The sequence below is a fragment of the Pedobacter jeongneungensis genome, from assembly GCF_000633455.1.
GTDB lineage: Bacteria > Bacteroidota > Bacteroidia > Sphingobacteriales > Sphingobacteriaceae > Pedobacter > Pedobacter jeongneungensis_A.
In genome coordinates, this window is sequence record NZ_AYMG01000028.1 from 152,883 (window position 1) to 177,938 (window position 25,056).

Sequence of the window (25,056 nt, forward strand, 5' to 3'; positions counted from 1 at the left end):
TCGCAGGTTTTAAAAACTTGCGAGGTTTAGACATAGAAACTAATACTCAAATTCTTTATCATTAATCAATTGTTGATGTTTCTTTTCGTGATATTCTTTATAAAAAGATAATCCTCCAAACCAATCAACAACTTCTTTTCTTTTCAAGGATGTTAGTTTATGCGACAATATAATATTGTATGATGAATATGGATAGTCTCTAAAATCTTTCAATATCCCATGCTTTTGTGGGTTTGAATGGATATAATAGATTAGTTCGGTGATATAAGATTCATCCTCAACTTTCTTCCTTTTAAACCGTTCTTCAAAAAGCTTACCAGTGCGTTCGAATCGTTTATTAAAGGCTTTTGCATAGGCATTGAATAAATTGGAAAAACTTTTTTCAATGTTCACAGTAATCTTATCTTCTTCCTTTATTCTAATTAAAAGATGGAAATGATTATTTAATAAGCAGTAAGCAAAAACATCTGCTACAGGTAAAATATACTTCTTTAGTAATTGTAGAAAATAAAAATAATTTGATTCTTCTCGGAATATGATTTCGCTATTATTCCCTCTATTGTATATATGATAGTAAGCCTCATGCTCTAAAGAAATAGTTCTAATCATAATTAAACTTAAATAAATTCATAGAAAAATCAAATATCATTATATCCAGACCTCGCAGGTTTTAAAAACCTGCGAGGTCTAAAAAAATCACAAAAAAGGTCCCGATGTTAACACCGGGACCTTTTCTATAAATATCAATTGATATTACTCAGCCATATTGTGGTAAACGGCCTGCACATCATCATCTTCCTCCAATTTATCAATCAGTTTTAGTACATCTGCAGCCTGCTCTTCTGTAACCTCGTGGTGAGATAAAGCAATACGCTCTAATTTCGAGCTTTTTAACTCAATGCCTTTTTCTTCCAAAGCTTTTTGCAAAGAACCAAAGTTTTCGAAAGCACCTTGTGCAACGGCAATATCGTTTCCTTCTTCATCAGCCTCTACATAAAGTTCCTCTAAACCAGCATCAATCAGTTCGAACTCTAATTCTTCCAGATCTAAACCTTCAGCAGGTACAAAACGGAAAATGGATTTGCGGTTAAAAACAAAATCTAATGATCCTGTTTTACCTAAAGAACCATCAGTTTTATTAAAATAACTACGAACATTGGCAACGGTACGGTTGGTATTATCAGTAGCGGTTTCAATTAAAACTGCAACACCATGAGGCGCATAACCTTCGTATACAATCTCCTCGTAATTGGCCATCGATTTATCTGAAGCACGTTTAATAGCCGCCTCTACCCTATCTTTTGGCATGTTTACGGCCTTAGCATTCTGCATCGCCGTACGTAAACGCGAGTTGGTTTCCGGATGAGGTCCGGATTCCTTTACTGCCATTACAATATCTTTACCAATACGCGTAAACTGAACCGCCATTTTGGCCCAACGCTTAAATTTTCTCTCTTTTCTAAATTCGAATGCTCTTCCCATTTTTGTTAGTATTGAGATATTAGTTATGAGATATGAGACCTTAGGCCTTCAACCTTCCAACCCTCTACCTTTATTATTTCTTTAAATTATTTAACATATCAATTGTCAGTTTCGATAAATCGAACTCTGGTTTCCATCCCCAATCTTTTGCAGCATAACTGTCGTCGATAGAACGTGGCCAGCTATTTGCAATCTGCTGACGGGGATCATTAGCCGCGTAAGATAAGGTAAAATCCGGAATATGTTTTCTGATTTCCGCTGCCAATATCTCAGGCGTAAAACTTACACCCCCAAAATTGTAACTGCTACGTACCGAAATCTGATCAGCTGGTGCATCCATTAATTCGATGGTTCCGCGGATCGCATCATCCATATACATCATTGGCAATTCCGTTTCTGCATTTAAGAAACTCTGGTAACTTCCTTTTTTCAAGGCATCGTGAAAAATGTGAATCGCGTAATCGGTAGTACCACCACCTGGGGCAGCTTTCCAGCTGATTAATCCAGGGTAACGGATACTGCGTACATCCAATCCGTATTTTTGGTTGTAATACTCGCACCAACGTTCTCCGGCCAATTTACTGATTCCGTAAACCGTATTAGGATCCATTACACAATATTGCGAAGTATTATCTTTTGGCGAATTCGGCCCAAAAACAGCGATAGAGCTTGGCCAATATACTTTTGCAGTTTTATATTCTAATGCTAAATCTAAAACATTCAGCAAACCGTTCATATTTAAATCCCAGGCCAATTTAGGATTTTGCTCACCTGTAGCAGATAGTAAAGCTGCTAAAAGGTATACCTGTGTTGGTCTGTACTTATGAAAAATACCATTGATCATTTCTTTATCCAGCACATTCACAAATTCAAACGGTGCAGAGTTTTTGATGTCGTAATCCGGCCTGCGTATATCGCATGCAACTACGTGATCATCACCATATATTTTACGTAACATGGTTACCAACTCGGTACCAATTTGCCCGTTAGAGCCTAAAACAACAATTTTTTCTTGCATAATTTTTTTGAGATTGAGCAAAGGTAAAAAAATGAGATAAAATGAAGAATGGTTAATCGGTTAATTGTATAAATTGGTTAATTGAGAATTACTAATTGTTAATTAATTGTTGAATGGCTGAATTGGGTTAATTGGGTTAATTGGTTAATCGTATAAACTGGTTAATTGATTATTCAACTTTCCGATCATAAAACATTCCAACTTTCTAACCTTGCAACATTCCAACTTTAAAACATTCCGACTTTCCAACTTTAAAACATTTCAACTTTCAAACTTAAATTTTATACATTTACTATACTTACCCGAATAACCAAATAAAGAAATGACTCCTTTTGAGCCTGACAGGTCTGAAGATTTACTTAGCCGCCTAAAACTGGGCGATAAGCAGGCTTATGAAAAGATTTATTTCGCTTTTAGTAAAGAACTACTTTATGCGGCCTATAAAAAGACCGGCGATCGGGTAATTGCCGAAGAACTGGTTCAGAATATTTTTATCTCCCTTTGGGAAAAACGGCAGGATTTGCAGATTAATAACCTGCAGGCCTATTTATTCGGTGCCTTAAAATTAAGTGTGATCAACCACATCCGCAGTTTGGTGATGGAAAACAAATACATGGAATACCAAACACTCACCTATTCCGAAAATCATCAGGATACCGCCAACCTGGTCGATCTGCATGATTTATCGTCGATTATAGAAGAAGGCATCAATTCTCTACCCGAAAAAACGCAGGAGGTTTTCAGGCTGAGCCGCTACCAACATCAATCAACCAAAGATATTGCTAGTGGCTTAAACATTACCGAAAAAGCGGTAGAGTACCACATTACCCGCTCAATTAAAAGAATAAAAGAATACATTAAAAATTTTTACATCTTTTTATAGCTGAATATCAGTTAATTACAAATTATTTCCATTTTTTTCATGCCTCCCTTTAGGGGTTCACCCTTATTGTGTTACTGGTATATATAAAGCCAAATATTCTTCCTTATGAATCAGAAATCATTCTACGATTTATTAAGCCGTTACGAAAACGGAAATTGTACCGAAGCCGAAAAGCTTTGGGTTGATAAATGGTATCATAATTTAAACAGCAAGAATTTTAAAGACTTATCCTCAACTGCGTTGGAAGAAATGCAGACGAATGCCTGGCACAACATTAATAACACTGAACGCAAACCAACACCTGTCCTAAAAGTTAAAAGGCTTTGGCCAAAATTTGCCATTGCGGCTTCCATTATGGTTGCTTTTTTTATTGCAGGATTATATCTGGTGAATTATAACCACGCCGAACAATCTTTTTTAGACGAAAATGCCGGTTTAAACCTGATCAGCAAAACCAACGAGAGTGATAGCACTATGGTAATTGCGCTAAGCGACGCAAGTACCGTAACCCTCAAACCACAGGCAAACATTATTTACCCAAAAGTTTTTGCAGCCAATAAAAGAACCGTGTATTTAAAAGGAAGTGCTTTCTTTTCGGTGAGTAAAAATCCTCAGAAACCTTTTTACGTGTACAACCAAAAATTGGTGGTGCGGGTGTTGGGTACCAGTTTCTGGGTGAAATCGGCTACTGATAACATGCCTGCCCAGGTTGCCGTAAGAACGGGAAAAGTCCACGTAGAAGAAAATCAGAAAAGTTCGCTATTTGCTTTCTCTAAAGAAAAACTGGCGCAACCGATTCTGCTTACGCCCAATCAAAAAGGTGTTTTTTCTGAACATCATTTAAATAAAACATTGGTAAGCAAACCCATTCCTTTGGCCGAAGCTTACAACATACCAACCAGTTTGAGCTATAACTTTAAAGAAGAAAGCATCAGGGAAATTTTTAAAACCTTATCTGAAGCTTATGGCATCGAGATAAAATCGGACAACGAGCAGATATCCACCTACACTTTTACCGGAGATTTAAGCAAAAAAGGGCTGTATGAGCAGCTCGACCTGATCTGCGGAACCATTTCAAGCAAATATTATATCCAGGGAACCAGCATTTTGGTTTCCAAAAACTAACCAAATATAAAATATGATGAAGAAAAACTACAGCACCAACAGCCCATAAGCGCGGCTCCATTTTCCATAATATTTTTCTAAAAACAAAGCCGACAATGTGGGGCATTGCCGGCGAGTTAAATACATTAGAAATGTATTCATGGTATTTCTATGTCCAATAAATCCAATCATTTAATGAACAATAACCAAATTTATGAAAAAAAATCAACTTATTTCGCTGGCGATATATGCAATGAGAGTTTCGATTTACCAAATACTTGCAATAATAATTTTTACCTGTGCTGCATTTGCAAATAATGTAGGCGCACAAGACTTTTTGAATACACCCATTTCAATCAAGGCCGATCAAACCGATATTAAAACCATTATTGAAAAAACAGAACACCTGGCCAATGTGAAGTTTGTTTACAGTCCGCAATTAATAAACTCAGGCCGTAAAGTTTCCATCAATGTAGTTAACCAAAAACTTAAATACTTTCTTGAGAATTCGCTAAAACGTTATGATGTGGGATATAGGATAGTTAAAGATCAGATTCTGCTCTATTCTATTCCCGCCAATAACAACCTCGAACTTTTAAAAGCCTTTGAAGGCATTGTAACCGGAAAAGTAACCGATAGTAAAGGCAACCCTATTCCGGGTGTTTCAGTTACGGTAAAAGGAAAATCAATCGGCACCACCACTGATGAAAACGGTGCTTTTGCGCTAAAAGGCCTAACCGTAGATAGTCGGGTGTTAGTTGTGCGTTACGTAGGTTTTATCTCCAAAGAAGTAAATCTTTCTCCAGGCAATGCCGACGAAAACCTGAACATCAGTTTATCAGAAGATAATCTTCAATTAGAAAGTGTGATGGTAACCGGCGGTAACCCAAAGAAAAAATTAGAAAGTAGTGTGGCGTTAACATCAGTGAGCAATAAAGACATCACGAACAGGGCGCCATTAAACAGTACCGATTTATTAAAAGCCATACCAGGCTTAACCGTAGAAAGTACAGGTGGCGATGGTCCGGGCAATGTTTGGGTAAGGGGCTTTCCTCAGCAGGGCGGTTACATTTTCTTAGGCATCCAGGAAGATGGCTTACCACTTTTGCCAACAGGTTTCAACACCAATCCATCGGTAGATCAATATTATAAAACAGATTTAACCATCCAGAATATCGAAGCGGTTAGAGGGGGTAACGCTTCCATTATCCAGTCCAATACACCGGGAGCTGTGGTAAACAACATCAGTTACGTAGGGGCAGATAAACAATACGGTCAGTTTAAATTTACCACAGGTTTTTCGCAGGGTTTATACCGTTTTGATGGAAACACCGGCGGAAAAATAAACGAAAACATTAAATACAACATTGGTGGATTTTACCGTACCGATAACGGCGTGGTAGATCAGGGTTTTAATCCGGCTAATCAGGGTGGACAGATTAAAGGTAACATGACTTTTAATTTCAAAAACCATAAAGGCTTTGTCCGCGTGTATGGTAAATACCTCAATGATAAAGTTCAGTTCCTGTTAACCAGCTATTATCCTTACGATGGTACCGGGAAACCGACTACCTACCGAGATTATGATATGGCTTCGCAATCGATCGTTCCATTACAAACCGAATGGAGTTATAACGATCCCGCAACTGGCAACCACAATTTTAGCTTAACCGATGGTATCCATACCAAATTGGGATCGGGTGGCTTTCAGTTCAACTATTTAACCGATAGCGGCTGGCAGATTGTGAACAATTTCCGCTACCAGAACACCCACACCAACTCAACTTATACCGTTCCTTCCGGAATTGCAGCCAGAACCGCAGCAACACCTTATTATTATCCTGGCGGCGCAGTTGCACCATTTGTTGCAGGTGATTATGTAATCACTTCATCGGCCAATGGACAGATCAACAGCGATGTGCAGATCGTAGATTATTTAGACCTGAAAAAAACGATTAAAAACCACAGTCTAGGCATCGGTGCAGGCATCCACCAGTATAATCGTGATGATTTACGTTATGCTTTCCGTTCATTTTCTGAATTTAAAGAGCATCCGAGCATTATTTTACAGTCACCAACTGCAGCAGAGCGTACCATCCAGACCAAAAACACCTTTATTGGCGATACCAGAACCTTATCAGCCTATGCTTCAGATGAGATCAAAATTTCTGAACAATGGCGTTTAGATATCGGCGCGAGGATTGACAACCAAAATGTAAAAGGCGACAGACCTTATTATGCGCTGAATACAGATGGAACGGTTAATACCACCGCTGCTGCTACCGCAACAATTTTAGGTTATACGCCTTACGATGAAACCTTAACCAATTGGGCGGCATCGGTTGGTGCCAACTATAAAATAAACTCCACTTCGAGCATTTTTGCAAGAGCAACAAAAGCATACAATGCACCAACAATTGGCGATTACAATGCCTCGGCATATAATCCGGCCAATATCAAAAAACGTCCGGTTTATTTAGGTGAGGTAGGTTTTAAATACGCGAAGAACAATCTCGCTATTTTTGCCTCAGGAAGTTACTCAGCCATTAAAAATGTATCATTAACCATCAACGTACCAACAACAGCAGCAGGAACACAAGCTTTAGTTGCGTTCGGTTCTACCCGCACATTCAGTGCCGAATACGAAGTTTCTTACAAAATTGCCAAACCGCTTAGTTTACGTTTAACAGGAACATTACAGGATTCTAAATACACCGATTACGAAGCATCAACCAAAGGAAATGCAGCCGTACTGGCAGAATTTGGTGATCGTACCTATAGTTTCACTGGTAAAAGAACAGAACGTGTTCCGGTTTTAAATACCGAGCTTGGCGCCAACTACGATTACAAAAACTTCAATTTATACGTAGCTGCAAACTATGTGGGCAGCCGTTTTACCTCTCCCAGCGACAGTTACAAACTACCTGCCTATGTGGTAATGAAAGCCGGAGCGGGATACAATTTCACTAAAAAAGTTTCAATAAGATTTTGGGCAGACAACTTGTTAAATGCAAAAGTGCTGACAGAGGGTGATGTTCGCGGAGACCAGTTCAGGGATTTCTCGACCGTTACCCCTGGCACATTAATGATTGGCAGAACATTACTTCAACGTACTTTCTGGGGATCATTTGCTTATTCATTCTAACAAAATCAAACCGGAGTTTACGCTCCGGTTTTTTTAATTCTAAAACATCATCATGACAACAAGAAGAACATTTTTACAACAGGCAGGCTTAGCAGGTGCGGCAGCCTTTTTAAGTCCAGCTATCATTACTACAGCTTTAGCTCAGTCGGCAAAAGTTTCAAAAATCGGGATCGGCCTTTTCACCCTTAGGGAGCAGTTAACAGCTGATGTAAAAGCCACCATCCAACAAGTTGCCAAAATCGGCTATAACCAGGTAGAAACCTATTATGGTTATCCGGGCAAATACGAGGTGAAAGGTTTTTGGGGTTTGGAAGCCAAAGATTTCAATGCTTTATTGCAAGCAAACGGACTCACCTCCCCGAGCGGACATTACAATGTAACAGAGTTCTTATCTTCAGGAGACGATAAAGTATTAAAGTCGCATATCGAAACCGCGGCCACCGTAAACCAAAAATATTTTGTGATTCCTGCTTTGCCAACCGATATCAGGGCCAACGGAACATTAGATGATTACAAACGCATGGCCGCCAGATTTAACCAGGCAGCAGAACTTTGCCAAAAATCGGGTTTGAAACTGGCCTACCATAACCATAATTTCGAATTTAAAGATCAGGGTAATGGTGTTACTGGTTACGAAATCCTGTTAAAAGAAACCGATGCCAAACTGGTAGGTTTCGAACTCGATATCTTTTGGGCAGTAAATGCAGGTTTAGATCCCGTAGCCATGTTCAGGAAAAATCCGGGCCGTTATAAAATGTTCCATGTTAAAGATATGGATAAAACAGACAAAGCCGTTTTTACCGAAGTGGGCGCAGGTAGGATCGATTTCAAAAGTATTTTTGCGGCTTCAAAACTGGCCGGTGTCGACTACATTTTCACAGAACAGGATATCATCAAAAAAGCACCTTACGAGAGTATTGCCGAAAGTTATAATTACATCAAAAAGAATCTGCTTTAGGACAGATTTCCCCTTTAAAAAGCCTGTTTTAAGAATTTATTAGTAAATAAGCCGCTCACCTACACTAAATGTACTTTTTACACCAAGTAAAACGGCGATAAAATATTGATCTAAATAGCAATAGAGCAAGAAAAATCCATTTATTTAGAATAATTCTACTCGGTAACAATCGCATTGCAGTCTGATAATTTAACCCGAAAAATTTATTCTTTCCGCTATATTTTTTCTAATATTACTAATTCAACACATATATAACCAATATATAAAACCATAAAGACGATGCACAGAAGAGAAGCACTTAAAAACGTTGCATTCTTGCTGGGAGGAGCAATCTCCGCAAGTACAATGGGCGTTTTATTTGAAAGTTTTACGCTCCCTGAAAACGAAAAAAACTTTGTGAATTATTCGCTGGAAGACGAAAAGATTTTTGCCGAATTTGCTGATATTATTGTCCCGACTACCAAAACCTCTGCAGGTGCCAAAGCCGCAGGTTTAGGCAAGTTTATTCCGATGATGATGAAAGATTGTTACCCTGCCGAAATGCAAACCTCATTTTCGAAGGGATTTAAAGATCTTCAGGCAAAATCAATGAAAGATTTCGGTAAGAGCTACCTGGCTTTAACACCAGCCGACCGCAAAAAATTAATGATCGATTTAAGAACAATCGCACTTGCTCAAAAAGATGGTAAATCAGAAGAAAACAAAGATCTGACTTACTTTTTCATCACAGCCAGAGATTTAACCTTACTCGGTTATTATTCTTCAGAGATTGGTTGCACCAAAGCACGCGAATACGTGCTTATTCCGGGCCGATATGATGGTAACGCGCCTTTAAAACCAGGCCAAAAATCATGGGCAACCTAATTTTTAACCTCAATAACAAAACATCATGAATTTAAATACAGATTTAAAAGCAGAAAATACTTACGATGCTATTGTAGTAGGATCGGGGATTAGTGGCGGCTGGGCTGCAAAAGAACTTACAGAGAAAGGCTTACGTGTACTGATGCTCGAAAGAGGAATGAACATTGAGCACATTACAGGTTACGAAACCGCCATGAAAAACCCATGGGATTTTAAACATGCAGGTAAGTTAACCGAAGAGCAAAAACGTACCCACCCTGTACAAAAAAGAGATTACCCTTATCAGGAAGCAAACGAAAAATGGTGGGTAAACGATTTGGAATGCCCTTACACCGAAGATAAACGTTTCGATTGGTACCGTGGTTTCCACGTGGGTGGAAAATCCCTAATGTGGGGCCGTCAGAGTTACCGTTTAAGCGATCACAACTTCGAAGACAATAAAAAAGATGGTCACGGTGCAGACTGGCCTATCCGTTATGCAGAACTTTCGCCCTGGTACGATTATGCTGAGCGTTTTGCCGGCATCAGTGGTTCAAAAGAAAACTGGCCTACTTGTCCCGATGGTGAGTTTTTACCCCCAATGGATTTAAACATTGTAGAAAAATCGGTAAAAGCACGCGTAGAAGAACATTATAAAAGAGAGCGTATCATCATGATTGGCCGTACCGCCAATTTAACAGTGCCTCACAAAGGTCGTGGCAATTGCCAATACAGAAATTTATGTAGCCGTGGTTGTCCTTTTGGTGCTTATTTCAGTACGCAATCTTCTACCCTACCTGCGGCTATGGCTACCAAACGTTTAACTTTACGCCCTTACTCTATCGTAAACCACATCATTTATGATAAGGATACGAAAAAAGCAAAAGGGGTAATGGTAATTGATGCACAGACCAACAAAACAATGGAGTTTTATGCCAAAATTGTTTTTGTAAACGGTTCTACATTAGGTTCAACATTCCTTTTATTAAACTCAACTTCAGAAGCACATCCAAATGGTTTGGGTAATGCCAGCGGACAATTGGGTCACAACTTGATGGATCACCATTTCCGTTGCGGCGCATCAGGCGAAGCCGAAGGTTTTGATGATAAATATACTTACGGCCGCCGTGCAAACGGAATTTACGTACCGAGGTATCAGAACATTGGTAATGATAAACGTGATTATTTACGTGGTTTCGGTTATCAGGGTGGTGCAAGCAGGGCAAACTGGCAAAGTGATGTAGCCGAATTATCGTTCGGTGCGGACTTGAAAGAAAAAATGACCAAACCAGGCAAATGGACCATGGGATTGGGTGGTTTCGGAGAAATGCTTCCTTATTACGAAAACAAGGTCTACATCGACCATAGTAAAAAAGATAAATGGGGACAGCCGGTATTGGCCATTGATTGCGAATACAAAGAAAATGAGAAAAAAATGCGTGTGGATATGATGAACGATGCGGCCGAAATGTTAGAAAAAGCAGGCATGAAAAACATCAAAACTTACGATGCAGGCTGTTATCCAGGTATGGCAATCCACGAAATGGGTACCGCAAGGATGGGTAATGATCCAAAAACTTCAGTACTGAACAAGTGGAACCAGATGCACGAAGTAAACAACGTTTTTGTAACTGATGGATCTTGTATGCCATCAATCGCCTGCCAAAATCCATCGTTAACATTTATGGCCTTAACCGCAAGAGCTTGCGATTATGCTGTAAAAGAATTAAAGAAAAAGAACATCTAGAAAGGTTTAAGGTAGAAGGCTTAAGGCGTAGGGTTCAATCTCCCTATGCCCTAAGCCTTTAGCCCTATGCCCCATACCTCAAAAATGAAAAGAAAATTAAGAATGGGCATGATAGGCGGTGGAAAAGACGCTTTTATCGGTGCCGTACACCGTTTGGCTGCCAATATGGATGGCCTGATCGAATTATCTGCCGGAGCTTTAAGTGTAAACCCTGAAATCGGGTATGAATCTGGAAAATTACTTTTCCTTCCTGATAACAGGATCTACACCAATTACGAAGAAATGCTGACAAGGGAAAGTGAATTGCCAGCAGACGAAAGAATCGATTTCGTAACCATCGTAACCCCAAATTTTGCCCACTTCGCCCCTGCCATGATGGCTTTGGATAAAGGCTTTAACGTGGTAATCGAAAAACCAATGACCTTAACTTTAGAAGAAGCAAAACAGCTGAAAGCAAAAGTTGAAGAAACAGGTTTAACCTTGTGTTTAACCCATACTTATTCAGGTTATCCAATGGTTAAACAGGCAAAACAAATGGTTAGCGAAGGTGCTTTAGGTGCGATCAGAAAAATTGTGGTAGAATATCCTCAAGGTTGGTTAAGCACCCTTTCAGAACGCGAAGGCAATGCCCAGGCTGCCTGGCGTACAGACCCATCAAAAACCGGAAAAAGCGGAAGCATGGGCGATATTGGTACACATGCTGCACACCTGGCCGAATATATTTCTGGCTTAAAAATCACAAAAATATGTGCCGATCTAAATATTGTGGTTCCTGGAAGAGCAATTGATGATGATGGTAACGTATTGTTAAAATTTGATAACGGAAGTAACGGTGTGCTGGTAGCCTCTCAAATTGCTGCCGGAGAAGAAAATGCATTAAAAATCAGGGTTTACGGTGAAAAAGGTGGCATAGAATGGCACCAAATGGAACCAAATACTTTAATTGCAAGGTGGTTAAACGCACCAGCTCAGATTTACAGAACGGGTAATGGCTATATGGGCAGTTTTGCTCAGCACAATACCCGTACACCGGGCGGTCACCCCGAGGGTTACTTAGAGGCATTTGCCAATATTTATAAAAACTTCGCGTTAACAATAGATGCAAAGCTGAACAACGAGCAGCCTACTGCAGAAATGTTGGATTTTCCAGGTGCAGAAGATGGTGTAAGAGGAATGGCATTTATTGAAAATGTAGTAGCTTCCAGCCAGTCTGATCAAAAGTGGCACGATTATAAACTATAACTATCCAGCATGACAACGATAAAAGGACCAGCAGTATTTTTAGCACAATTTATAAGCAACGAAGCGCCATTTAATACCTTAGAGAATATCTGCGAATGGGCAGCCGGATTAGGGTTTAAAGGTATTCAGATGCCAACCCTGGATGCAAGGTTTATTGATCTTCAAAAAGCGGCTGAAAGTAAAACTTATGCTGACGAACTGAAAGGGAAAATTGCTTCTTATGGTTTAGAAATTACCGAACTTTCTACACACCTGCAGGGTCAATTGGTTGCCGTACATCCGGCTTACGATGATCTTTTTGATGCGTTTGCTCCAAAAGAACTGCATAAAAACCCTAAAGCAAGAACAGAATGGGCCGTACAACAAATGAAATATGCAGCAAAAGCCTCTCAAAATTTAGGCTTAAATGCACATGCAACATTTAGTGGTTCATTATTATGGCAATATTTCCACCCATGGCCGCAACGCCCTGCCGGATTAGTTGAAGAAGGTTTTGCAGAACTGGCAAAACGCTGGACCCCGATCTTAAACGAATTTGACCAATGTGGTGTTGATGTTTGCTACGAAATACACCCCGGAGAAGATTTATTTGATGGCGAAACTTACGAAATGTTCCTTGCCGCAGTAAATAATCACCCGCGGGCATGCTTATTGTATGATCCATCACACTTTGTGTTGCAACAATTGGATTACATTCAATACATCGATTTTTACCACGAACGCATTAAAGCTTTCCATGTTAAAGACGCAGAATTTAACCCTACAGGCAAACAAGGCACTTTTGGTGGCTACCAGAGTTGGGCAAACCGTGCTGGCCGTTACCGTTCGCCAGGAGATGGCCAGGTTGATTTTAAAACCATTTTTAGTAAATTGGCACAATATGATTTTAAAGGTTGGGCCGTTATGGAATGGGAATGCTGCATTAAAAACCAGGAAGATGGTGCCCGAGAAGGTGCCGAATTCATTAAAAAGAACATCATTAACGTAACAGATAAAGCATTTGATGATTTTGCTGCATCTGGCAGTGATAGCGCTTTCAATAAAAGAATATTAGGATTACAAGATTAACAAACACAAAACACACACAAAATGAAAAAGACATTTTTAATTTTAGGCGCTGTAGTCATCTTTATGGCTTCATTTTCAAAAGCAGATTTGGCTAAAGAGAAGACGGTAGTTGCAACAGCAACAATGACAAACCATGCTGCTTTCCAATCGAATCCTGGCGAAAAACTGATCAATAAATCAGATTGTTTAGGTTGCCACAATAAAACCAACAAAATTATTGGCCCTGCTTATGTGGAAATCGCAAAAAAATATCCGGCTACCGAGAAAAACATTAACATGTTAGCCGATAAAATTATTAAAGGTGGTACCGGGGTTTGGGGCAATATGCCAATGACTGCTCATGCTACACTTAAAAAAGACGATGCAAAATTGATGGTAAAGTACATTTTATCCCTTAAAAAATAATTTTAACCAAATTAGCAAATCGATTTACTACTATGAAAACAGAGCAAGAAAATAAAAACACGAGTAACCGCCGTGATTTTATTAAAACTTCGGCAATCGCTGCCGCAGCGTTTATGATCGTGCCCCGCCATGTATTGGGCGGACCCGGTTATTTAGCACCAAGCGATCGCTTACTGGTTGCCGGCATTGGTGTCGGCGGAAAAGGCCAGAGCGATTTAGATATGTTCAACAAAAGCGGAAAAGCAGATATTGCCTTTTTATGTGATGTTGACGATCGCCGTGCAGCCAATAGTGTGAAAGCTTTCCCTAAAGCCAAATACTATAAAGACTGGCGCGAAATGCTGGATAAAGAACATAAAAACTTCGATGCGGTCTCTGTTTCCACTCCCGATCATAACCATGCCATACAGGCTTTGGCTGCCATGCAGCTGGGTAAACACGTTTACGTGCAAAAACCTTTAACACACGATATTTATGAGGCGCGTATCTTAACCGCTGCTGCCAAAAAATATAAAGTGGTTACTCAAATGGGTAATCAAGGTGCATCAAACGATGGTCCACGCCAAATGAAAGAATGGTATGAAGCGGGTTTAATTGGTGATGTACATACGGTTTACGCCTGGACCGACAGACCGGTTTGGCCACAAGGTATTCCCCGACCAACAAAAAAAGCTGAAATTCCAAAAGAATTAGACTGGAATTTATGGTTGGGTACTGCTCCTGAAAAAGATTTTATAGACAAACTCGTTCCTTTTAACTGGCGTGGCTGGTGGGATTATGGAACTGGTGCCCTGGGCGATATGGGATGCCACTTAATCGAAGCTCCTTTTAGCGTATTAAACTTAAAATATGCAAAAGAAGTTGAAGCCAGTGTAGGCTCTGTTTATGTAGATGAATTTAAACGCGGTTATTTCCCTGAAAGCTGCCCTCCATCAAGCCACGTTACCTTAAAATTCCCTAAAACGAATAAAACCAAAGGTGATGTAACCTTACATTGGATGGATGGTGGTATCCAGCCGGAACGCCCAGAAGAATTAGAAGCTGACGAAACTTTTGGCGATGGAGGTAATGGTACCTTGTTTATCGGTACAAAAGGTAAAATGATGTCTGAAACCTATAGTGCCAATCCGAAATTATTGCCTTTAAGCAGAAATAAGGATATTAAAGTTGCGCCAAAATACACCCGCGTACCAAATGGTGCAAACGGACACTATAAACAATGGGTTGAAGCCGCAATTGCAGGTTATGGCAAACAGGAAGTAAGTTCTCCTTTCGAAATTGCAGGAGCGTTAACAGAAGCATTATTAATGGCGAATTTAGCAATCAGAAGTTTCGATATCCAAAAAACAGTTAATGGTAAAACTACTTATCCAGGCAGGTACACTAAAATGCTCTGGGATAACGACAACATGAAAGTTACCAATTTTGACGAAGCAAACCAGTTTGTAAAACGCGAATACCGCCAGGGCTGGAACAATTTAACTCTTTAATTATCACAAACCTCGCAGCAAAAAAAACTGCGAGGTTTTATTTAAAAAAAATGAAAAAAATCTTTCTTTCTGCTTGTATCCTGTTAGCAGTTACACAAATATCAAAAGCTCAAAAGGGCTTTAAACCACTGTTTGATGGTAAAACCACTACAGGTTGGCATACCTATAACAAAACTACTGTTGGTAGTGGTTGGCAGGTTCAGGATGGTGCATTGCACTTAGATTTAGCTAAAAAAGGCGCTGATGGCGGTGGCGATTTAGTTACGGATAAGGAATATGGCGATTTCCATTTAAAATATGAGTGGAAAGTGGCTCCGAAAGCGAATAGTGGTTTAATTTTTTACGTTCACGAAGAACCTAAATATCACGCTACCTACTCTACAGGTTTAGAAATGCAGGTAATCGACAACGACGGTCACCCGGATGGAAAAATCACCAAACACCGTGCCGGCGATTTATATGACCTGGTAAAAAGTTCATCAGAACCGGTTAAACCTGTTGGTCAATGGAATAAAGCAGAAATCATTAGTAAAAAAGGTAATTTAACTTTAATTTTAAACGGAGTTGAAGTGGTAAAAACTACCCTTTGGGATGATAACTGGAAAAAAATTGTTGCAGGCAGTAAATTTGCAACATGGGAAAACTGGGGAACGTTTAAAACCGGCAAAATTGCTTTACAGGATCACGGAGATGAAGTTTGGTACAAAAACATCTCTATAAAAGAACTTTAAAATAGGTTAAAGGTGTAAGGTAAAAGGCTGAAGGTTTCCTTTCTTCCGATTTAACCATATATCTAAAACTTAAATATAATGAGGCTGAAGGCGTAAGGTAAATGTTGAGGATTATATCCTTAGTTTTAACCCTACGCCTTAAACCTTAAACCTAATAACCTTATATAAACCAAATGAATAGCACTACTCGCTTTAAACTCTCTGCCATGATGTTCCTGGAATTTTTTATCTGGGGCGCATGGTTTGTAACTTTAGGGGCTTTCTTAAACAATAACCTAAAGGCAACCAATTCTGAAATTGGTTCTGTATTTTCAACACAATCCTGGGGCGCCATTATTGCTCCATTTATCATTGGCCTTATCGCCGACAGGTATTTTAACGCTGAAAGAATTTTAGGTGTTTTACACATTATTGGTGCCATTTTAATGTACCAGATGTATAGTGCGCCAGATGTAAGTGTTTTTTACCCTTACGTTTTAGCTTACATGATTTTGTTCATGCCTACCCTTGCGCTGGTAAATTCGGTTTCTTTTAACCAAATGAAAGATGCTGAAAAAGAATTTGCAAATATCAGGGTATTCGGTACCATCGGGTGGATCATTGCTGGTTTACTGATCAGTTTTGCATTCCACTGGGATTCTCCGGAAGGAATTCAGGCGGGATTATTAAAAAGCACCTTTTTAATGGCAGGTATCGCATCTTTGGTATTAGGTTTATTTAGTTTTACTTTACCTGCAACCCCTCCAAAAGTTGCCAAAGACGAGAAAATAAAAATTGGTGACATTTTAGGTCTGGATGCATTAAAACTGTTAAAAGATAAAAACTTTGCTGTTTTCTTTATCTCTTCTATCCTGATCTGTATCCCATTAGCTTTTTATTACCAAAATGCAGGTCTTTTCTTAGCAGATATCAAAGTTTCGAACCCAACAGGTAAAATGGCCATAGGCCAGGTTTCGGAAGCATTATTTTTACTGGCGATTCCCGTTTTCTTCTCAAAATACGGCTTTAAGAAAACTATTATAGTTGGTATGCTGGCCTGGGCGGTACGTTATGTCCTTTTTGCCTACGGTAATGCAGGCAACCTGAGCTTTATGCTGATCATTGGAATTGCCCTTCACGGTGTTTGTTACGATTTCTTCTTTGTATCTGGTCAGATTTATACCAACTCAAAAGCCGGAGAAAAATTTAAAAGTGCAGCACAAGGTATTATCACGCTTGCAACTTATGGCGTGGGTATGTTGATTGGCTTTAAAGTAGCCGGATTAATTACCGACATGTATAAAACCGGAGAAGTAACTGATTGGAAAATGGTTTGGATTATCCCGGCAGGAATTGCTGCTGCGGTTTTCTTATTATTCGCCCTGCTGTTCAACGATAAAACTAAATCTGAAATAGAAGCTAAAGCAGTTTAACATGGCCTCAAACGTAAACAGAAGAAATGCTTTAAAGAACATCATCGCAGGAACTGCTGCGATTGGTGTTTCTTCAGGATTTTCAGCATTAGCAATGGATAAATCAGCATCAGATCAGCCGCTAAGGCTAAAAGGAAATATCAACCACGCTGTTTGCCGCTGGTGTTTTAGCAGTTTAGATGTAGAAACACTTTGCGTCGAAGCAAAAAAAATCGGCATTAAAGGCATTGATCTGGTTGGCCCTAAAGATTGGCCGACCTTGAAAAAACATGGCTTGGAATCGACCATGTGCAATGGAGCAGAAATTAATCTGGTAGATGGTTTTAACGACGAGAAATTCCACGGAAAATTAATCCAGAACTATACAGCAATGATTCCGCTTGTTGCCGAAGCCGGGTATAAATACCTCATCTGTTTTAGCGGAAACCGCCGTGGCAAAGATGACGAAACGGGTTGGAACAATTGTGTTAAAGGACTTAAACAACTCATGCCATTGGCCGAAAAACACAATGTTGTTCTGGTAATGGAGTTATTAAACAGCAAGCTGAACCATAAAGACTACCAGTGCGACAGAACCTCGTGGGGAGCAGAGCTTTGCAAACGTTTAGGATCTGATAACTTTAAGTTACTGTACGACATTTACCACATGCAGATTGATGAAGGTGATGTGATCAGGAACATTAGAGATTATCATCAGTACATTGCCCATTACCACACTGCTGGTGTTCCGGGCAGAAACGAAATTGATGATACACAGGAGCTTTATTACCCGGCCATAATGAAAGCCATTGCCGAAACCGGCTTTAAAGGTTTCGTTGCACAAGAATTTATACCTAAAAACGCTGATAAAATAGCCTCCTTAAAAAAGGCAATCTCAATTTGCGACATTTAAAAATATACCTATGATATCAAGAAGAAGTTTTATACTCAATAGTAGTATGGCTGCAGCGGCAGCACTTTTGGCGCCGTCGTTCGCTTTTGCTGCCGATAAAAAAGCAGTAGGCTTACAATTATATTCTTTAAGGGACGAACTTCCTAAAGATGTAAAGGGAACCATTGCCAAGGTGGCAAAAGCTGGCTTCAAAGAAGTTGAAACCTATGGTTTTTCGATAAAAGATCAATTTTGGGGATTAACGCCTAAAGAATTTAAAGCATTATTAGATGCTAACGGATTAAAAGCACCAAGTGGCCACTACGGTTTAGGCACTTACCTGGCTGATGGAAATACCACAGAACTTAAAGCGGCAATTGCAGCAGCAAAAGTACTGGGCAGCGAATACGTAACCATTCCCTGGTTAGACGGAAGTATCAGAAAAAATGCCGACGATTATAAAAAAATCGCAGCCAGGATTAACGAAGCTGGAAAATTGACAAAAGCAGCCGGTATCAGATTAGCCTATCATAACCACAATTTCGAATTCGAAAAACAAGGTGATACCACCGGTTACGAAATCCTGTTGAAAGGAACCGATAAAAAACTGGTTGATTTCGAACTTGATTTATATTGGGTAGTACGCTCAGGCAACGATCCAATTAAATTATTCAAAGAAAATCCGGGCCGTTTTACCATGTGGCATGTTAAAGATATGGATAAAGCCAACCCGGCATTAAATGCAGAAGTGGGAACGGGTTCTATCAACTTCAAACCTATTTTTGCCCAGGCTAAACTTTCGGGGATGAAACATTTCTTCGTAGAGCACGAAACCAATTACAAGCCAAATCCGCTCGGTTCCGTTACCGCAAGCTGCGCGTTTATTAAAAAAGAAATTATTTAATCATTAAGCAATGAATTCAAGAAGAACATTCTTAAAACAAGCAGGATTAGCAGCCGGAGCGGCTTTGTTAATCCCATCATTTGCTTTTGATAAAGTAAGCAAAAATGTTGGTCTGCAATTATACACCCTACGCGATGAATTGCCAAAAGATGTAAAAGGCGTTATTGAAAAAGTAGCAAAAGCCGGATACAAAGAAGTTGAAACTTATGGTTTTGCCAATGGAAAATTTTGGGGCCTAACGCCTAAAGAATTTAAAGCTTTACTTGATGCCAATGGCTTAAAAGCACCAAGTGGTCATTACCACATGGATGATTTTGTAAAAACAGGAAATACCGATAGGTTAAAAGCAGATATCGAATCATCAGCAGCAATTGGTGGTAAATATTTTACCATTGCCGGCGCACACGTTGATATGAGTAAAGGTGCCGATGGTTTCAAAAAAACCGCAAGCGATTTTAACAAAGTGGCTGAAATTGCAAAAGCTTCGGGATTAAAATTCGCTTATCATAATCACGATTTCGAGTTTAAAAATTTGGGCGATACCACCGGTTACGATGTCTACTTAACTGAAACCGATAAAAACCTGGTTAATTTTGAAATGGATTTATACTGGGTAGTACGTTCAGGTAATGATCCGTTAGCATTATTTAAAAAATACCCAGGCCGTTTCCCAATGTGGCACGTAAAAGATATGGACAAAGCCAAACCTGAATTAAACACCGAGGTGGGTAAAGGATCAATTGATTTTAAATCGATTTTTGCTCAGGCAAAACTTTCAGGCATGCAACACTTTTTTGTTGAGCACGAAAATAACTATCAGCCAGATCCAATTGGCTCGATCAAAACAAGCTGCGATTATATCAAAGCAAGTTTGATTTAAATTTATCATACCCCTCAGGTATTAAAAAACCTGTGGGGTATATAAAAAACGATCCTATCTGTAAACTGCAGATTGCAAACTGATATGGCGTTTCCCATGCTACGCAAGGGTCGGGCTTTTCAGGGCTCCGCTTCGCTTCGGTACCGATGAAAACATCGGCACTGAACCCTTACAATCCCTAACGCAGAACTACCGCACTAATGATCTCTTCATGTTAGAACGGCTGACCTAGGTTAATTAAACCTGACAGTAGCAGGCATCCCGATTCTTCATCGCGATAAAGCAGATGGCAGGACTTTCGTAACTGATAAACGCTGGAACCTGCTTTCCAAAAAAGAAAGAAAGCCTCTCTTATCAAGTTTTACTAAATCGAATTAATGATCTATCCTCTACCATATTTTCTATCGAAAACCCAAAATTTTAAATATTAAAAGCAAATTTAATTGGTAACAATAGGGATATAAGCTTAATTTTTAGCATATTTGGGCTTATATCAAATAATTAATAATATAAAAAAAAATTAAAATGAAAGTAGCAGTAGTAGGTGCAACCGGATTGGTTGGCACTGTCATGTTAAAAGTATTGGAGGAAAGAAATTTCCCTTTAACAGAGTTAATTCCCGTAGCATCAGAAAAGAGTGTTGGTAAGGAAATTACTTTTAAGGGTAAGAAGTTCCCAATTGTTAGCATGGATACTGCAATCAGCATGAAACCAGATATCGCTTTGTTTTCGGCTGGTGGCAATACTTCATTAGAGCATGCGCCACGCTTTAAAGAGGCTGGAACAACGGTTATCGATAACTCTTCTGCCTGGAGAATGGATCCTACAATTAAATTAATTGTACCGGAAGTTAATGCACACGAACTTTCTATCGATAACAAAATTATTGCTAACCCAAACTGTTCTACCATCCAGATGGTGGTGGTTTTAAAACCTTTACACGATAAATACAAAATTAAACGTGTGGTAGTTTCTACCTATCAATCGGTTACCGGTACAGGTGTTAAAGCGGTTGAGCAATTAATGAATGAGCGTAAAGGTATTGATGGCCCGAAAGCTTATCCTTATGAAATCGATTTAAATGTGCTTCCTCATATTGATGTTTTCTTGGAAAACGGATATACCAAAGAAGAAATGAAAATGGTTAAGGAAACGAACAAAATCATGAGCGATGATAGCATTAAAGTTACCGCTACAACGGTTCGTATCCCGGTAATGGGTGGTCACTCAGAGTCGGTAAACATCGAGTTCGAGAATGATTTCGATTTAGCCGAAGTGCGTAGTATTTTAGAAAAATCGCCTGGTATAATCGTTGTTGATGATGTGGCTAACTTAAAATACCCAATGCCGAAAGATGCACACGAAAAAGATGAAGTTTTTGTAGGCCGTATCCGTAGGGATGAGTCGGCTCCTAAAGCCCTAAACCTTTGGATTGTTGCTGATAACTTACGTAAAGGTGCAGCAACCAATGCAGTTCAGATTGCCGAATACCTGATTCAGAAAGAATTGGTTTAATCAATAAAACTCAAAAGCCTCCCGATGTAAAATCGGGAGGCTTTTTTATGCGCTCCAACAATGAAACATATTCCCATTGCGCTTATATATTCCAGATTACTTATCGGTTTTGGAATCATTCTATTAAGCGTTTTCCATGTTAGCCATTATTCCTTTTTAGCCATCACCTTATTATCCATTGGTTTGTTAACCGATGTTTTTGATGGAATTATTGCCCGTAAGCTCAATATTTCTTCCGAAAAGTTAAGGCGGCTGGATTCCGGAATCGATCAGGTATTTTTTATTTCGGTAGCAGTTGCCACTTATATCCAATGTCCTGATTTCTTTAATACCAACCTGGTCAAATTAATTGTCCTTGGTGCTTTCGAAGCTTCAACCTATGTATTAAGCTATATCAAATTCAAAAAGGAAATCGCTACACATTCTATCGGTGCTAAAATCTGGACGCTTACCATATTCGCTACTTTAGTCGAAATTATGGTTCATTGCGAATCGGTCGTGCTCTTTGAAATTTGTTTTTGGCTCGGCCTGGCTACCCGGTTAGAGATACTCGCCATTGTTTTCACCCTCAAAAAATGGACGAATGATGTACCAACCATTTATCATGCTGTAAAACTGAGGCAGGGAAAAGAAATTAAACGCAATAAGTTATTCAACGGGTAAACTATATTTTTATAATTATATAATTTAGCGATCGTAATCACTAAATTATATATAAAAAAGAGATCATAATCACTAAATTATATAAAATTTAGTGATTAACACAGAATTTTGCTATATTTGAGAGAAGCAAAATTTGTAAGATGATTATCAGAAATCTGCAGAATCACATCGAATCGAAATTTTTTAAACAAAAAGCCATTATTGTTACTGGCGCCAGACAAGTGGGTAAGACCACTATGTTGAAGGAGTTAGTAAATAAGAAGGAGTTACCTTTTGTTTTTCTAAATTGCGATGAGGCAAACGTACGTGCTACCTTAACTGATATCAGTATCGAAAGGCTCAAATCAATTATCGGTGTTAACAAAATCATTTTCATCGACGAAGCACAACGAGTTACCAATATTGGTTTAACCTTAAAACTGATCGTCGATAATTTTACTGATGTCCAGTTATTGGTTACAGGTTCCTCATCATTAGATCTGGCTGTTGGCATCAAAGAATCATTAACCGGAAGAAAATTCGAATATCACCTCTTCCCTTTTTCTGTTGCAGAACTTATTGAAGACACTAATGTGCTTACTGAAGAACAGGCTTTAGAAAAAAGATTAATTTATGGTACTTATCCTGATGCGATCAATTATCCGGGTGAAGAAAAAGAGCTGTTATTAAATTTGGCAAACAGTTATCTCTTTAAAGATATTTTATCCCTAACAGGCATCCGAAAACCTTTACAGCTCGAAAAACTGGTACAGGCATTGGCCCTACAGATTGGTAACGAAGTTTCTTATACTGAACTTGGCCAAATGATTGAGGCCGATAAACTTACTGTTGAGCGTTACATCGATTTATTAGAACAATGTTTCGTTGTATTTAGGCTAGGTGCTTACAGCAGTAACCTGCGGAACGAAATTAAAAAGAGCAAAAAGATATACTTTTATGATACAGGAATTCGCAACGCGGTAATCGAAAATTTTAGTATGCTCGGCTTACGACAGGATGCTGGTCAGTTATTCGAAAATTACATTGTATCTGAATACATAAAGGCCAGTAATAATAAAAGAAAGCATGCAAAATATTATTTTTGGCGCAGTTTTCAGCAACAGGAAATTGATTTAATAGAAGAAGTTGATGGAAAAATAAATGCCATAGAGATCAAGTGGAACGCGAATAAAAAAGTAAAGTTTCCTTCAACTTTTTTAGATGCATACCCCACTAACGAAACATACGTTATAAATAAAGCTAACTATACCAGTTTCCTGGTATAAAATAATCGCCTGCAAAAAAAATGAAATTTTTCAAAATATTGTCCTTATCGCTGTGCTTAGCAATTGCAGCAAATGCTCAAAACAGGATACAAAACATCGAAAAAGCCTTTAATAATTTATTAAACGACGAACAGGCAAAACATGCTCTAGTATCTCTTTGTGTTTTGGATGCCAGTACAGGCAAAACATTATATGCCAAAAATGAGCAGATTGGTCTGGCCACTGCTTCAACACTAAAAACCATTACCGCAGCAACAGCTTTCAGTATTTTAGGGAAAGATTTTCAGTTTCAGACTAATTTGGCCTATACCGGAACAATTACTACAGATGGAACATTAAAAGGTAACCTGATCATTATCGGTAGCGGCGATCCAACTTTGGGTTCGTGGCGTTATCAAAATAAAGAAAACGCTGTTTTAACCGCCTGGGTTGCGGCCATAAAAGCTGCAGGTATTAAAAAGATTGAAGGTGCGGTAATTGGTGATGACCGTATTTTCGGCACACAAACCACACCTGAAGGTTGGGTTTGGCAGGATATCGGCAATTATTACGGTGCCGGAACTTCTGGCCTAGCCTGGAGGGAAAATCAATTCGATATACATTTAAGGCCAGGAAGCAGCACAGCAGATGAAGTGAAAATTGTAAAAACAGCCCCAGCTACACCTTATGTGCAAATTGTAAATGAGTTAAAAACCGGAGCATCTGGAACTGGCGATAGAAGTTATGCTTTTCTTCCGCCTTACAGCAATGTTGCTTACCTCCGCGGTAGCTGGGGTATTGGCATTGCCAAAACAGGTATTTCTGTTGCCCTCCCCGACCCCGCTTTTGATTGCGCCTACCGTTTACAGGATACTTTGAAGAGATTGGGGATTTCGACCGGTCAGCAGGCCACAACGGCAAGGTTAATGACCTTGAACAATCAGGTCATCCCTTCGGTTACACAGAAAATAAGTACCATCAGTTCGCCAAGCTTAAGTGAGATTACTTACTGGTTTTTAAAGAAAAGCATCAATTTATATGGCGAATCACTTTTAAAAACCATTGCCATAAAATCGGGCAAAGCAGGTACAACCAGTAAAGGCGCTGAAACTGAAATCAATTTCTGGGCTGATAAAGGAGTTGATAGAACAGCATTGAATATTATCGATGGCAGCGGACTCTCACCAGGCGACCGAATCACAACCTCGGCAATGGCTAATGTGCTTTTTCAGATTCAGAAAGAAAACTGGTTTCCTGATTATTATAAAGCCCTGCCAGAATACAATGGTATGAAAATTAAAAGCGGAACCATAAACGATGTTTCGGCATTTGCAGGTTACCATACGGACGCGGCTGGTAACAAATATGTGGTGGTGATTAATATTAATAATTATAGCGGAAACAGTATCAACAAAAAGTTGTTTAAGGTATTAGATGAATTAAAATAATCC

Annotated in this window: 22 protein-coding genes; 19 read left to right on the plus strand and 3 right to left on the minus strand. The window is 39.2% G+C overall.

Annotation, left to right across the window (positions count from 1 at the left end; genetic code table 11):
- Positions 1–39: 39 nt before the first annotated feature.
- The 3 genes from U859_RS0123600 to U859_RS0123610 all read right to left on the minus strand — a co-directional run bounded on the left by U859_RS0123600 (position 40) and on the right by U859_RS0123610 (position 2,500).
- Positions 40–609 (minus strand): transposase, encoded by a 570-nt coding sequence (locus U859_RS0123600; protein ID WP_025145739.1) that lies wholly within the window; start codon positions 607–609, stop codon positions 40–42.
- Positions 610–753: 144 nt separating this feature from the next.
- Complete coding sequence (locus U859_RS0123605; protein ID WP_025145740.1) at positions 754–1,482, minus strand: YebC/PmpR family DNA-binding transcriptional regulator; 729 nt, start codon at positions 1,480–1,482, stop codon at positions 754–756.
- A gap of 73 nt (positions 1,483–1,555) precedes the next feature.
- Positions 1,556–2,500 (minus strand): NAD-dependent epimerase/dehydratase family protein, encoded by a 945-nt coding sequence (locus U859_RS0123610; RefSeq protein ID WP_025145741.1) that lies wholly within the window; start codon positions 2,498–2,500, stop codon positions 1,556–1,558.
- Between the two features lie 322 nt (positions 2,501–2,822).
- Here U859_RS0123610 and U859_RS0123615 point away from each other — a divergent pair, with 322 nt between their 5' ends.
- From U859_RS0123615 to dacB, 19 genes are all read left to right on the plus strand, one after another.
- Positions 2,823–3,383 carry a sigma-70 family RNA polymerase sigma factor gene (locus U859_RS0123615; RefSeq protein ID WP_025145742.1) on the plus strand — a complete coding sequence of 187 codons (561 nt, stop codon included), beginning with the start codon at positions 2,823–2,825 and terminating at the stop codon, positions 3,381–3,383.
- A 105-nt stretch (positions 3,384–3,488) separates the two neighbouring features.
- Positions 3,489–4,508 carry a FecR family protein gene (locus U859_RS0123620; RefSeq protein WP_025145743.1) on the plus strand — a complete coding sequence of 340 codons (1,020 nt, stop codon included), beginning with the start codon at positions 3,489–3,491 and terminating at the stop codon, positions 4,506–4,508.
- Between the two features lie 193 nt (positions 4,509–4,701).
- The gene (locus U859_RS0123625) at positions 4,702–7,632 is read left to right on the plus strand and encodes a TonB-dependent receptor (RefSeq protein WP_025145744.1); all 2,931 of its coding nucleotides are present in this window, start codon (positions 4,702–4,704) and stop codon (positions 7,630–7,632) included.
- Between the two features lie 52 nt (positions 7,633–7,684).
- A complete protein-coding gene (locus U859_RS0123630; RefSeq protein ID WP_025145745.1) occupies positions 7,685–8,590 on the plus strand; it encodes a sugar phosphate isomerase/epimerase family protein in 906 nt (301 codons plus the stop codon).
- A 279-nt stretch (positions 8,591–8,869) separates the two neighbouring features.
- Positions 8,870–9,454: a gluconate 2-dehydrogenase subunit 3 family protein gene (locus U859_RS0123635; RefSeq protein WP_025145746.1), complete on the plus strand. Its 585-nt coding sequence runs from the start codon at positions 8,870–8,872 to the stop codon at positions 9,452–9,454.
- A 25-nt stretch (positions 9,455–9,479) separates the two neighbouring features.
- On the plus strand, positions 9,480–11,180 hold the full coding sequence (locus U859_RS0123640) for a GMC oxidoreductase (protein WP_025145747.1): 1,701 nt from the start codon (positions 9,480–9,482) through the stop codon (positions 11,178–11,180).
- An 84-nt stretch (positions 11,181–11,264) separates the two neighbouring features.
- On the plus strand, positions 11,265–12,422 hold the full coding sequence (locus U859_RS0123645) for a Gfo/Idh/MocA family protein (protein ID WP_025145748.1): 1,158 nt from the start codon (positions 11,265–11,267) through the stop codon (positions 12,420–12,422).
- Between the two features lie 9 nt (positions 12,423–12,431).
- Positions 12,432–13,490: a sugar phosphate isomerase/epimerase family protein gene (locus tag U859_RS0123650; protein WP_025145749.1), complete on the plus strand. Its 1,059-nt coding sequence runs from the start codon at positions 12,432–12,434 to the stop codon at positions 13,488–13,490.
- A 21-nt stretch (positions 13,491–13,511) separates the two neighbouring features.
- On the plus strand, positions 13,512–13,895 hold the full coding sequence (locus tag U859_RS0123655) for a c-type cytochrome (protein WP_025145750.1): 384 nt from the start codon (positions 13,512–13,514) through the stop codon (positions 13,893–13,895).
- Between the two features lie 32 nt (positions 13,896–13,927).
- Positions 13,928–15,385 carry a Gfo/Idh/MocA family protein gene (locus U859_RS0123660; RefSeq protein WP_025145751.1) on the plus strand — a complete coding sequence of 486 codons (1,458 nt, stop codon included), beginning with the start codon at positions 13,928–13,930 and terminating at the stop codon, positions 15,383–15,385.
- Between the two features lie 50 nt (positions 15,386–15,435).
- Positions 15,436–16,116, plus strand: a complete 681-nt coding sequence (locus U859_RS0123665) for a DUF1080 domain-containing protein (protein ID WP_025145752.1) — start codon at positions 15,436–15,438, stop codon at positions 16,114–16,116.
- Positions 16,117–16,289: 173 nt separating this feature from the next.
- On the plus strand, positions 16,290–17,528 hold the full coding sequence (locus U859_RS0123670; RefSeq protein WP_025145753.1) for a nucleoside permease: 1,239 nt from the start codon (positions 16,290–16,292) through the stop codon (positions 17,526–17,528).
- 1 nt (position 17,529) lies between these two features.
- Complete coding sequence (locus U859_RS0123675; protein WP_025145754.1) at positions 17,530–18,420, plus strand: hydroxypyruvate isomerase family protein; 891 nt, start codon at positions 17,530–17,532, stop codon at positions 18,418–18,420.
- 10 nt (positions 18,421–18,430) lie between these two features.
- Positions 18,431–19,303: a sugar phosphate isomerase/epimerase family protein gene (locus U859_RS0123680; protein ID WP_025145755.1), complete on the plus strand. Its 873-nt coding sequence runs from the start codon at positions 18,431–18,433 to the stop codon at positions 19,301–19,303.
- Positions 19,304–19,313: 10 nt separating this feature from the next.
- On the plus strand, positions 19,314–20,183 hold the full coding sequence (locus tag U859_RS0123685; RefSeq protein WP_025145756.1) for a sugar phosphate isomerase/epimerase family protein: 870 nt from the start codon (positions 19,314–19,316) through the stop codon (positions 20,181–20,183).
- 525 nt (positions 20,184–20,708) lie between these two features.
- Positions 20,709–21,698: an aspartate-semialdehyde dehydrogenase gene (locus U859_RS0123690; protein WP_025145757.1), complete on the plus strand. Its 990-nt coding sequence runs from the start codon at positions 20,709–20,711 to the stop codon at positions 21,696–21,698.
- Between the two features lie 60 nt (positions 21,699–21,758).
- Positions 21,759–22,361 carry a CDP-alcohol phosphatidyltransferase family protein gene (locus tag U859_RS0123695; protein WP_025145758.1) on the plus strand — a complete coding sequence of 201 codons (603 nt, stop codon included), beginning with the start codon at positions 21,759–21,761 and terminating at the stop codon, positions 22,359–22,361.
- A gap of 140 nt (positions 22,362–22,501) precedes the next feature.
- Positions 22,502–23,626, plus strand: coding sequence for an ATP-binding protein (locus tag U859_RS0123700; RefSeq protein ID WP_025145759.1), 1,125 nt, complete (start codon positions 22,502–22,504; stop codon positions 23,624–23,626).
- Between the two features lie 20 nt (positions 23,627–23,646).
- Positions 23,647–25,053 (plus strand): D-alanyl-D-alanine carboxypeptidase/D-alanyl-D-alanine-endopeptidase, encoded by a 1,407-nt coding sequence (gene dacB, locus U859_RS0123705; RefSeq protein ID WP_025145760.1) that lies wholly within the window; start codon positions 23,647–23,649, stop codon positions 25,051–25,053.
- Positions 25,054–25,056: the final 3 nt, after the last annotated feature.

Excerpts from the sequence above, each read along its gene's own strand:
- U859_RS0123605 (WP_025145740.1), bottom strand. The coding sequence starts at position 1,482 with ATGGGAAGAGCATTCGAATTTAGAAAAGAGAGAAAATTTAAGCGTTGG.
- U859_RS0123655 (WP_025145750.1), top strand. The coding sequence starts at position 13,512 with ATGAAAAAGACATTTTTAATTTTAGGCGCTGTAGTCATCTTTATGGCT.
- U859_RS0123670 (WP_025145753.1), top strand. The coding sequence starts at position 16,290 with ATGAATAGCACTACTCGCTTTAAACTCTCTGCCATGATGTTCCTGGAA.
- U859_RS0123600 (WP_025145739.1), bottom strand. The coding sequence starts at position 609 with ATGATTAGAACTATTTCTTTAGAGCATGAGGCTTACTATCATATATAC.
- U859_RS0123635 (WP_025145746.1), top strand. The coding sequence starts at position 8,870 with ATGCACAGAAGAGAAGCACTTAAAAACGTTGCATTCTTGCTGGGAGGA.
- U859_RS0123660 (WP_025145751.1), top strand. The coding sequence starts at position 13,928 with ATGAAAACAGAGCAAGAAAATAAAAACACGAGTAACCGCCGTGATTTT.
- U859_RS0123645 (WP_025145748.1), top strand. The coding sequence starts at position 11,265 with ATGAAAAGAAAATTAAGAATGGGCATGATAGGCGGTGGAAAAGACGCT.
- U859_RS0123610 (WP_025145741.1), bottom strand. The coding sequence starts at position 2,500 with ATGCAAGAAAAAATTGTTGTTTTAGGCTCTAACGGGCAAATTGGTACC.
- U859_RS0123630 (WP_025145745.1), top strand. The coding sequence starts at position 7,685 with ATGACAACAAGAAGAACATTTTTACAACAGGCAGGCTTAGCAGGTGCG.
- dacB (WP_025145760.1), top strand. The coding sequence starts at position 23,647 with ATGAAATTTTTCAAAATATTGTCCTTATCGCTGTGCTTAGCAATTGCA.
- U859_RS0123640 (WP_025145747.1), top strand. The coding sequence starts at position 9,480 with ATGAATTTAAATACAGATTTAAAAGCAGAAAATACTTACGATGCTATT.
- U859_RS0123675 (WP_025145754.1), top strand. The coding sequence starts at position 17,530 with ATGGCCTCAAACGTAAACAGAAGAAATGCTTTAAAGAACATCATCGCA.
- U859_RS0123685 (WP_025145756.1), top strand. The coding sequence starts at position 19,314 with ATGAATTCAAGAAGAACATTCTTAAAACAAGCAGGATTAGCAGCCGGA.
- U859_RS0123680 (WP_025145755.1), top strand. The coding sequence starts at position 18,431 with ATGATATCAAGAAGAAGTTTTATACTCAATAGTAGTATGGCTGCAGCG.
- U859_RS0123690 (WP_025145757.1), top strand. The coding sequence starts at position 20,709 with ATGAAAGTAGCAGTAGTAGGTGCAACCGGATTGGTTGGCACTGTCATG.
- U859_RS0123650 (WP_025145749.1), top strand. The coding sequence starts at position 12,432 with ATGACAACGATAAAAGGACCAGCAGTATTTTTAGCACAATTTATAAGC.
- U859_RS0123620 (WP_025145743.1), top strand. The coding sequence starts at position 3,489 with ATGAATCAGAAATCATTCTACGATTTATTAAGCCGTTACGAAAACGGA.
- U859_RS0123665 (WP_025145752.1), top strand. The coding sequence starts at position 15,436 with ATGAAAAAAATCTTTCTTTCTGCTTGTATCCTGTTAGCAGTTACACAA.
- U859_RS0123615 (WP_025145742.1), top strand. The coding sequence starts at position 2,823 with ATGACTCCTTTTGAGCCTGACAGGTCTGAAGATTTACTTAGCCGCCTA.
- U859_RS0123695 (WP_025145758.1), top strand. The coding sequence starts at position 21,759 with ATGAAACATATTCCCATTGCGCTTATATATTCCAGATTACTTATCGGT.
- U859_RS0123700 (WP_025145759.1), top strand. The coding sequence starts at position 22,502 with ATGATTATCAGAAATCTGCAGAATCACATCGAATCGAAATTTTTTAAA.
- U859_RS0123625 (WP_025145744.1), top strand. The coding sequence starts at position 4,702 with ATGAAAAAAAATCAACTTATTTCGCTGGCGATATATGCAATGAGAGTT.